The sequence below is a fragment of the Natrinema salinisoli genome (assembly GCF_020405205.1).
In the GTDB taxonomy this organism is placed as follows: domain Archaea; phylum Halobacteriota; class Halobacteria; order Halobacteriales; family Natrialbaceae; genus Natrinema; species Natrinema salinisoli.
Genome location: NZ_CP084471.1, coordinates 106,929 through 113,814 on the forward strand (window position 1 = coordinate 106,929; position 6,886 = coordinate 113,814).

Sequence of the window (6,886 nt, forward strand, 5' to 3'; positions counted from 1 at the left end):
GTCAAATATCTACGAACGGTTGCATCAGCTTCCGATTATCCCGATTGAGTCCGCCGGAGTCTCTCCTTTATTTCGCTCGACGAAACTATCTGGTTATCTTCCTCCGGTTCGAACGCACTAATTCGAACGACACGGATATCGGGGTGGCCATGTTCAGCGAGCGTCGTTTCGAGTTCGTCAACGTCGAAGGTCTGGTCGTGTCCAAGCGTGATGACATCTGGGTCAATCTGGTTTACCGTCTCGAAAATCGATCCTTCAGAACCGAGAACGGCCTCGTCAACGACTTTGAGAGCGTCCACGATCTGCCGGCGTGCTTCCTCGTCCATAAAGAGATTTTTCTTTTCGCTCACCCGAGAGTCTCGACTAATGACGACGTAGAGTTCCTCTCCTAGTTTCCTGCTTTCTTGTAGATAGTGCAAATGACCAGGATGAAGAATGTCGAATGTACCCTGCGCCATTATTCGAGCCATGTTGTAATTACAGTAGCATACTCCATAATTACTTCGGCTACATTAACGAACACCGATATTGCGAAGATATGGCAATACCCCGTACGATTCAGTGTCAATAACAGCAAACAATGTCAGGATTCAAGCACACCGTTTCTCCGACAATCTGCACGGACGGACGGTACATATGTTCGAAAATCACTACGTCAGCACCTGAAACGAAGTTGCGTGGCGTGGCCAATGTGAGTCAGTAGAGTGGCGAGACAATGGTTTTCTCGCCGCCGAGCGACATAGGAGTATGGAGTCAGTCCCATTCGATTTCGAAGACCTCTTTGAGCGGCCATCGTACAGCGTCGTTACGACCCTGTTCCCCAAGGTATTCCTCATCAAACAGTCGTCTGGGTCGAGCACCAGTGAAGAGATAATTTACGGTGACGTCGAGGGCGACGATCCCCGTACAGTAATATTCAGTTCGAGATCAGAACAGCCCCAGGGAAATAATCGAGAGGGAGTGTGTTGGTCGTCTGTCGCGTCTTAGTAGCCGACGGCGAGCTGGGTGTGAATCGCGTCGTTGTTTTCGAGTTCGTCAACGAAGGCGACGGCGAAGTCTTCCATCGAGATGCGGCTTTCGCCGTCTTCATTGGCAACGAGCTGTCCTTCCGCCGTTCGGTACTCGCCCGTTCGCTCCCCCGGTTCGATCTGTGCTGGCGGTGCGATATACGACCACTGGAGGTCATCAACATCGCGGATGACTTCCCAGGCGTCGATGTGTGCCTCCGCGAGCGGCACAAGTTCGTCCGGGAACTCGTCGGTTGTGACGAGCTGTGTGTCCGGCCCGACGTTCAAACCGCCCGCACCGCCCGTCCAGACGAACCGATCAACATCCGTCTGTCGGAGTCCCTCGATAAGTGCTTCCGCCATCTTGGGGATGATTTCGGCGCCTTCATCTCCAGATGGACCAAGCGCCGATGCGACGGCGTCGTGTCCCGCAGCAAGTTCCGCGATCTCATCGGGGTTGGTCGCATCTCCAGCGACCGCCTTGAAGTCCGCGTCGTCGATTTTGTCGATTTCGCCGCTTCGGGAGATGCCAGTCACATCGTGGTCGCGTTCGAGGAGTTCGTTTGCAATTCGGTGGCCGATTCGTCCGCTTGCACCGAGTAGTAGTACGTTCATTGGGTTATGTGGATTTTTGGTAGTCGTCTGGCGATTCGTGACAGGTGCCGCAGCCTCGGTCACACTTTCACACCTGGTATTAGAACGTGACCTTGATAAGCTTCAGCGAACATAGATATGACCAAGTCACATCAATGTCATCGGACTCATCCCTCGAAGAAAAATACGGTAGTTGCCCCGTGCTCAGGACCCTCGAAGAAGTCGGCTCTCGATGGCGAATGTCCGTAATTCACGTCCTCCGAGAGGGAGATCTCCGGTTTAACGAGATTAAGCGAGCGACGGATGCAAATTCACAAACGTTGTCTCGCGTGCTGGACGATCTCGAAGAGAAAGAATACGTCGAACGGCGGGTGGAAGAAGAAAGTCCAGTCGCGGTTCATTACTCGTTGACGCCAAAAGGTGAAGACCTGCTCTCCGCGTTCGACAAAATTTATGAGTGGGGCGAAAAATGGCTGGACAGCCAGAATGATTAAGTACAGCAGGGTGAATTGGAATATCTATCTCATAGTTGATTATCCATATTGAGACGCCTGGAATCAGATTTTCCAAATTAGGATCGGAACGGAATCTTAGCTGAGCCAGTATTTGACCAACATTTGATGAGTATCCCGGGGTCGAAACTGTCCTCGAAAGAGCGGACGCTTGTAGAGCGTGAAATATACGATATAAGTTTCTGATAGCCAATGAGACCGATTACACGAACGCAAACTCAACAGCAACTAATAACAGGATCAGTAGCGAGGTGAAGAGAGTCGAAACCAAGTAGAACGGGATGTAGAAGAGATATCGAAAGGGACGGCCCCATGAGGCTTCTGCGTAGACGTGATCAATGTGTTCGAACAGATATGCCCAGTTTCTCATCGCGATAGCAAAGAACACTGCCGTGCCATTCAGCAAGAACCTCTCAATAAAACTGTTTCCAGGTAACTCTCCAGCGAAATCATACACCTCACCCACTAGCGGCAACATCCCAAGAAGTCGTGTAAGAGCGCTCAAAACCCCTCCTTCAGACACTCCCTCGATAACGTGTTCCTCGAACGTCGACATATACCCCATCCGATTCAACACTTCCTCGAGACCAATAACGAAAATAATCACCGCAGCAAAGAACCCAGCACCGAACACTAGCCATTTCACCGTGTTCCGCTCAGAATCAACGTAAATCTCCTCGACAGATCGATCTGATGCTTCTGCTTTCGGTGTCGGATCTTCGTTCACGTGCGGTGGGGTGTACTGATTCCAATACTTTGGGAGAGTTTTCCGCATCCAGTACAGAATTCGAAGAAAGTACACAGCGATGAGCGCGATCACGAGAACAATGGTGGCGATCACAGAGAGTTCAATGATGATGTTGGTTCGTGACGAAAGGTCGCCAGCTGAAGGGATGATAGAGAATTCGTCAAGAAGTATCCAGATGAACGCGGGAAGGATCGCAAGGAAAAACGCAGCTGAGAACCCGGCGAAACGACGCCATGCTAAGATAGCGTGGGCTCGTAGTCGCTCTCGCGTTGGAAGTGTGGAAAATAGTCTCGAGACGAGGAATCCGATGACGGATCGGATCGCGTGTTTGATGTGGGAACGAACGAAGGACGCACCATCTCGAACTCGTGGTGGAATGGGAATGGATGGCCGCCACATAATGATATGCGGACAAGTACGAATATGGAGTATTTCTTTCTAACTGTTATAGCGAGCGATAATACTGCGATATGAAAGGACTATTTGAGAACCGAACAGTTTAGGATTCGATGGATCAGTAGTGGCGATAATGCCTGTCGATGGGTTCGGTACGTCCGACCTCAATCTTTTCATAAGCCTGCTCATTCTTATCGTGAGTGCGTTCACTCTGTGGTGGGGGCATCTACGGGAGCATCGATCCAGTGTCGAACTGCAATCAGCGGAAGCTCCCTCGAAGAAGGGTGGGTTTGGAGGTGGGAGAGTGGCAGTGGACGATAGAGCATATTGGAAAGGTAAGGATTATCTTCGGCTTTCTAATACGGGCGAGAAAGGCGCGTTCATTCACTCGATTGATCACCAGTTGCTTTCGTTCCGAAAGGAAAACGGGGAAGAGTTCAGTGATCCTCCTGCTGAAATCACTAGGGAGAGACGCAGACTTCAGCAGGAAATCGAACCGGGTCAGAATATTGTGTATGATCCTCAATTGAAACTCAGGCCCGAGGAGAATGTCGGGCCGCTCGTTGAGCATGATGTTGCGATTGTCCACCATACGATGGTTGTTGAGGATAACAAGGGGTCGTATGAAGTGAGTCACACGTCGGAAATGCATCTCAATGGCCCGAGAAATATAGATGAAAAATGGGAAAAGCACCAACAGCAGCGACTCGAGGAATAGCCCCCAATGTGAACACTGGTCGATGCGATCATAGCTGCCTTTTCGGAGTTATTTGTTGTTCAGATGATTGTTTAAAGGCGAGAAGTGGGTTCGTACTTTTTTGGATGTAGCCCCGGGCGGATTCGAATGGGGATACAGTGGCAGTGGTCCAGCGCAACTCGCGCTCGCCCGCCTGCTTGATCACATCGACGATGAGGAGGTGGCACTTGCAGAATGCATGACGTTCAAGACCGAGGTGGTGAGCCAGCTAGAATGTACAAGACCCGACGGCTGCTGGCTGTAGAATCGAGTGGTCTTACACCGAACCAGCGTCTCGAAGCACCGAACCGTCGATTGATTAAGTCTGGTATCACAACGACTCCAGATATGGGGACGCTCCAGGGGTGCGTTGCTTATGAGAACGCGCACCAGAATCGGACGCAGATTCTACGACGACTCAAGTGGAAGGCTAAAGAATTGCGTAAAAATGAAGATCAGGGTCCGTACTTAACCAACAATATGCGGGTTGGTTCACCTATTGTTGGTTAACAGTATGTAGTCTCAGGTTTTTCACGCCCCCCGGAGAAGGCGAGGGCTCCATCGAAGGCCCTCGTCCAGAGGTGACTTCCTGTGAGTCAACAACAGAATGCCGACAACATTTCAATCGACGATATCCCGGTCGATATCGACAACACGCAATCAGAGGACATCGATCCCGCTGACGTCCCCGACGAAATCGGGTCCATCACCCGTGGGCTTGCCGGCGAGCATCCACCGACAAATCCGCTGGTCATTCTCAAAGCAGCTCGCTGGTGGTACATCCATGGGAAGGGCGGAACGGATCCCGCCTTCCGGTGGGCCATCGAATGGGTGCGTCACCTTGCAACCGACACGCCAAGCGACGTTGAGCGATTCAACGAGTTCCTCGAGTACCTCGTCACGGTCGGCTTCGCTGACGAACGCCACGAACTCCGCTGACCGACAGCTCGGTTTTTTGTACGCCCCTGAGGGGTGCGGCGCGGTCTGAACAGACGCAGTCGCCGTGAACTGGATTCGGTGAACACAATGTCCACGACCAGAGATTCGTCGGTCTCTTTCGAGCAGACCGACACGCGATCCGACGAGATGAACAGCACCATCGAACAGTGGATCGACGAGCTCGTCGCCGGCGTCGACGACGCACAGGCTAGCGACGAGTTTCAAGAGTGGCTCGACGTTCAGAGTCGCTTCCACGACTATTCGTATCGAAACACGCTCCTCATCAAGCGGCAGTGTCCCGAGGCAACCCGCGTCGCTGGGTATCGGACCTGGCAGGAAGAGTTCGATCGTCACGTCCAGGAAGGCGAGTCAGCTATCTGGATCTGGGCGCCGATCATTACGAAGCAGTGCCCGGAGTGCGAGAATTCGCCAAGCTATCACGAGGACAGCGACTGTGACTACGACGAGACGCCGCCCGAAAAGTGGTCGAAAGGCCTGGTCGGATTCAAGCCAACCCCGGTGTTCGACATATCTCAAACCGAGGGCGAGTCGCTCCCCGACCTCGACACGGAAGCGACCGGGGACGCTGGCGACCTCGTCGCCCAACTGACTGAGACCGCTGATGAACTCGGCGTTACGGTACGAATCGTTCCAAGAGAAGAGTGGACGCACGGGGGGGCGAAGGGCGTCTGTGAGCAGTTGAGTCTTTTTGACGTGCAGCCGCTTGTTGAGGTTCGTGATCGGGAGAACGATGCTGATCTCGCACGGACGCTGATTCACGAGTACGCGCACGCCCTCCTTCACTTCGACGTCAATGACGACACCGAACTGTCGAAACGTGAAGTCGAGGCCGAAGCCGTCGCGTACGTCGTCGGCCGGTACTTCGGGCTCGACACCAGCGGGTCGGCGTTCTACCTCGCTGCGTGGGAGTCGGACGATCCCGAGGTCGTTCGAAACCGGCTCGAACGGATCAGCCGAACGGCAGAGGAGATCATCGATGCCGTTGACGAGGTGACCGAGGATGAGTGATCGAAATCTCCTCCTCGAGATCGTCACTACGCTCGAAGAGCAGGGACTCAATCGTGACGAGTACCAATTGCAGCGGGTGATCGATATCGAAACACTCGAGCAACTCGTCGACTCAGCAGGTACTGATCTCGAGGTCAAATTCTCGGTTGGTGAGTTTCGTCTCTGCGTGACACAGACCGATGTGCATGTTGTTGAAGCCCCACAGTGAGAGTACCTAGCTGGTTCTCCTGTCGTATTTGCACTCGAGAGGCCGCCGATCTCGACAGTCTCCACTCAAGGTGGTTATGGACGAGCAGACACAGTTGGGAGAGGTGGAAACGGGTCGCTCCCGTTGTATTCATACTGTGGGAACAGTGATTCAGGTAGTACACACGGTCCGATAAGAACATATCGCATCGTCGTATGGCTGTCGAATGGCGTCGCCAGACCTCTGGATACTCTGCTACCGATGCGATTGTGGTCACCGATTCTACATATTTTGGATCGGCTTGAGAAAGACGATTTTGAACCGCGCTCAGGAGTTAGTCTTCTGGCATCGTCACTCGAAGTTCGCCGTCAACCTCGTACAAGTAGCCTCGCTCGATCAACCGGGAGAGTGCATGGGTCGCGTCCTCGGATTCGAGAGCTACGTCATCAGTACTGCAAAGAACGTCGATCGCTTTCTCTCGAGAGACCGACTGTACAGCTCCAGCTTCAGCTGAATTGAAACTATGAGTACAAAGGATATCGTATGCGTCCAAAATCCACTCTGGAAGCGGTGGCCGTGAATCAGAGAGATCCTTCATCTCGACTTTGTACGCTACTCTTTGCTATCGTCTTGGTTAAGGGTATCCCTCAGCGAGGTACAGGTCTGGCGGAGACTGTTTTGATGACTCGGTATCATCTCTGTAACAGTGTTCTATAACAGAATCCTGCTATAGATGGT

General features: G+C 52.7%; 9 protein-coding genes and 1 pseudogene. 7 read left to right on the forward strand and 3 right to left on the reverse strand.

Going from position 1 to position 6,886, the window contains the following annotated elements:
* Window positions 1-35 precede the first annotated feature (35 nt).
* Window positions 36-470 (reverse strand): FAD synthase family protein, encoded by a 435-nt coding sequence (locus tag LDB05_RS23285; protein WP_226008353.1) that lies wholly within the window; start codon window positions 468-470, stop codon window positions 36-38.
* Between the two features lie 513 nt (window positions 471-983).
* Window positions 984-1,622: an NAD(P)-dependent oxidoreductase gene (locus LDB05_RS23290; RefSeq protein WP_226008354.1), complete on the reverse strand. Its 639-nt coding sequence runs from the start codon at window positions 1,620-1,622 to the stop codon at window positions 984-986.
* A gap of 134 nt (window positions 1,623-1,756) precedes the next feature.
* On the opposite strand from LDB05_RS23290, the gene LDB05_RS23295 reads away from it, so the two are divergent.
* Window positions 1,757-2,095, forward strand: a complete 339-nt coding sequence (locus LDB05_RS23295) for a winged helix-turn-helix transcriptional regulator (protein WP_226008355.1) — start codon at window positions 1,757-1,759, stop codon at window positions 2,093-2,095.
* A gap of 220 nt (window positions 2,096-2,315) precedes the next feature.
* Here the strand turns inward: LDB05_RS23295 and LDB05_RS23300 are convergent, their stop codons facing one another.
* Window positions 2,316-2,954 (reverse strand): hypothetical protein, encoded by a 639-nt coding sequence (locus LDB05_RS23300; RefSeq protein ID WP_226008356.1) that lies wholly within the window; start codon window positions 2,952-2,954, stop codon window positions 2,316-2,318.
* Window positions 2,955-3,561: 607 nt separating this feature from the next.
* Between LDB05_RS23300 and LDB05_RS23305 the strand changes: the two genes are divergently transcribed.
* The 6 genes and pseudogenes from LDB05_RS23305 to LDB05_RS23330 all read left to right on the forward strand — a co-directional run bounded on the left by LDB05_RS23305 (window position 3,562) and on the right by LDB05_RS23330 (window position 6,169).
* Window positions 3,562-3,975: a hypothetical protein gene (locus LDB05_RS23305; RefSeq protein WP_226008357.1), complete on the forward strand. Its 414-nt coding sequence runs from the start codon at window positions 3,562-3,564 to the stop codon at window positions 3,973-3,975.
* Between the two features lie 109 nt (window positions 3,976-4,084).
* Window positions 4,085-4,252, forward strand: a pseudogene (locus LDB05_RS23310) (DUF6166 domain-containing protein); the annotation flags it as partial.
* Window positions 4,228-4,503 carry a DUF8129 domain-containing protein gene (locus LDB05_RS23315; RefSeq protein WP_226008358.1) on the forward strand — a complete coding sequence of 92 codons (276 nt, stop codon included), beginning with the start codon at window positions 4,228-4,230 and terminating at the stop codon, window positions 4,501-4,503. The pseudogene LDB05_RS23310 and the gene LDB05_RS23315, both read left to right, overlap by 25 nt.
* Before the next feature lie 81 nt (window positions 4,504-4,584).
* Window positions 4,585-4,932, forward strand: a complete 348-nt coding sequence (locus LDB05_RS23320; RefSeq protein ID WP_226008359.1) for a DUF8013 domain-containing protein — start codon at window positions 4,585-4,587, stop codon at window positions 4,930-4,932.
* Window positions 4,933-5,019: 87 nt separating this feature from the next.
* The gene (locus tag LDB05_RS23325) at window positions 5,020-5,961 is read left to right on the forward strand and encodes an ArdC-like ssDNA-binding domain-containing protein (protein ID WP_226008360.1); all 942 of its coding nucleotides are present in this window, start codon (window positions 5,020-5,022) and stop codon (window positions 5,959-5,961) included.
* On the forward strand, window positions 5,954-6,169 hold the full coding sequence (locus LDB05_RS23330) for a hypothetical protein (protein WP_226008361.1): 216 nt from the start codon (window positions 5,954-5,956) through the stop codon (window positions 6,167-6,169). The genes LDB05_RS23325 and LDB05_RS23330 overlap by 8 nt, the downstream gene beginning before the upstream one ends.
* Window positions 6,170-6,886: the final 717 nt, after the last annotated feature.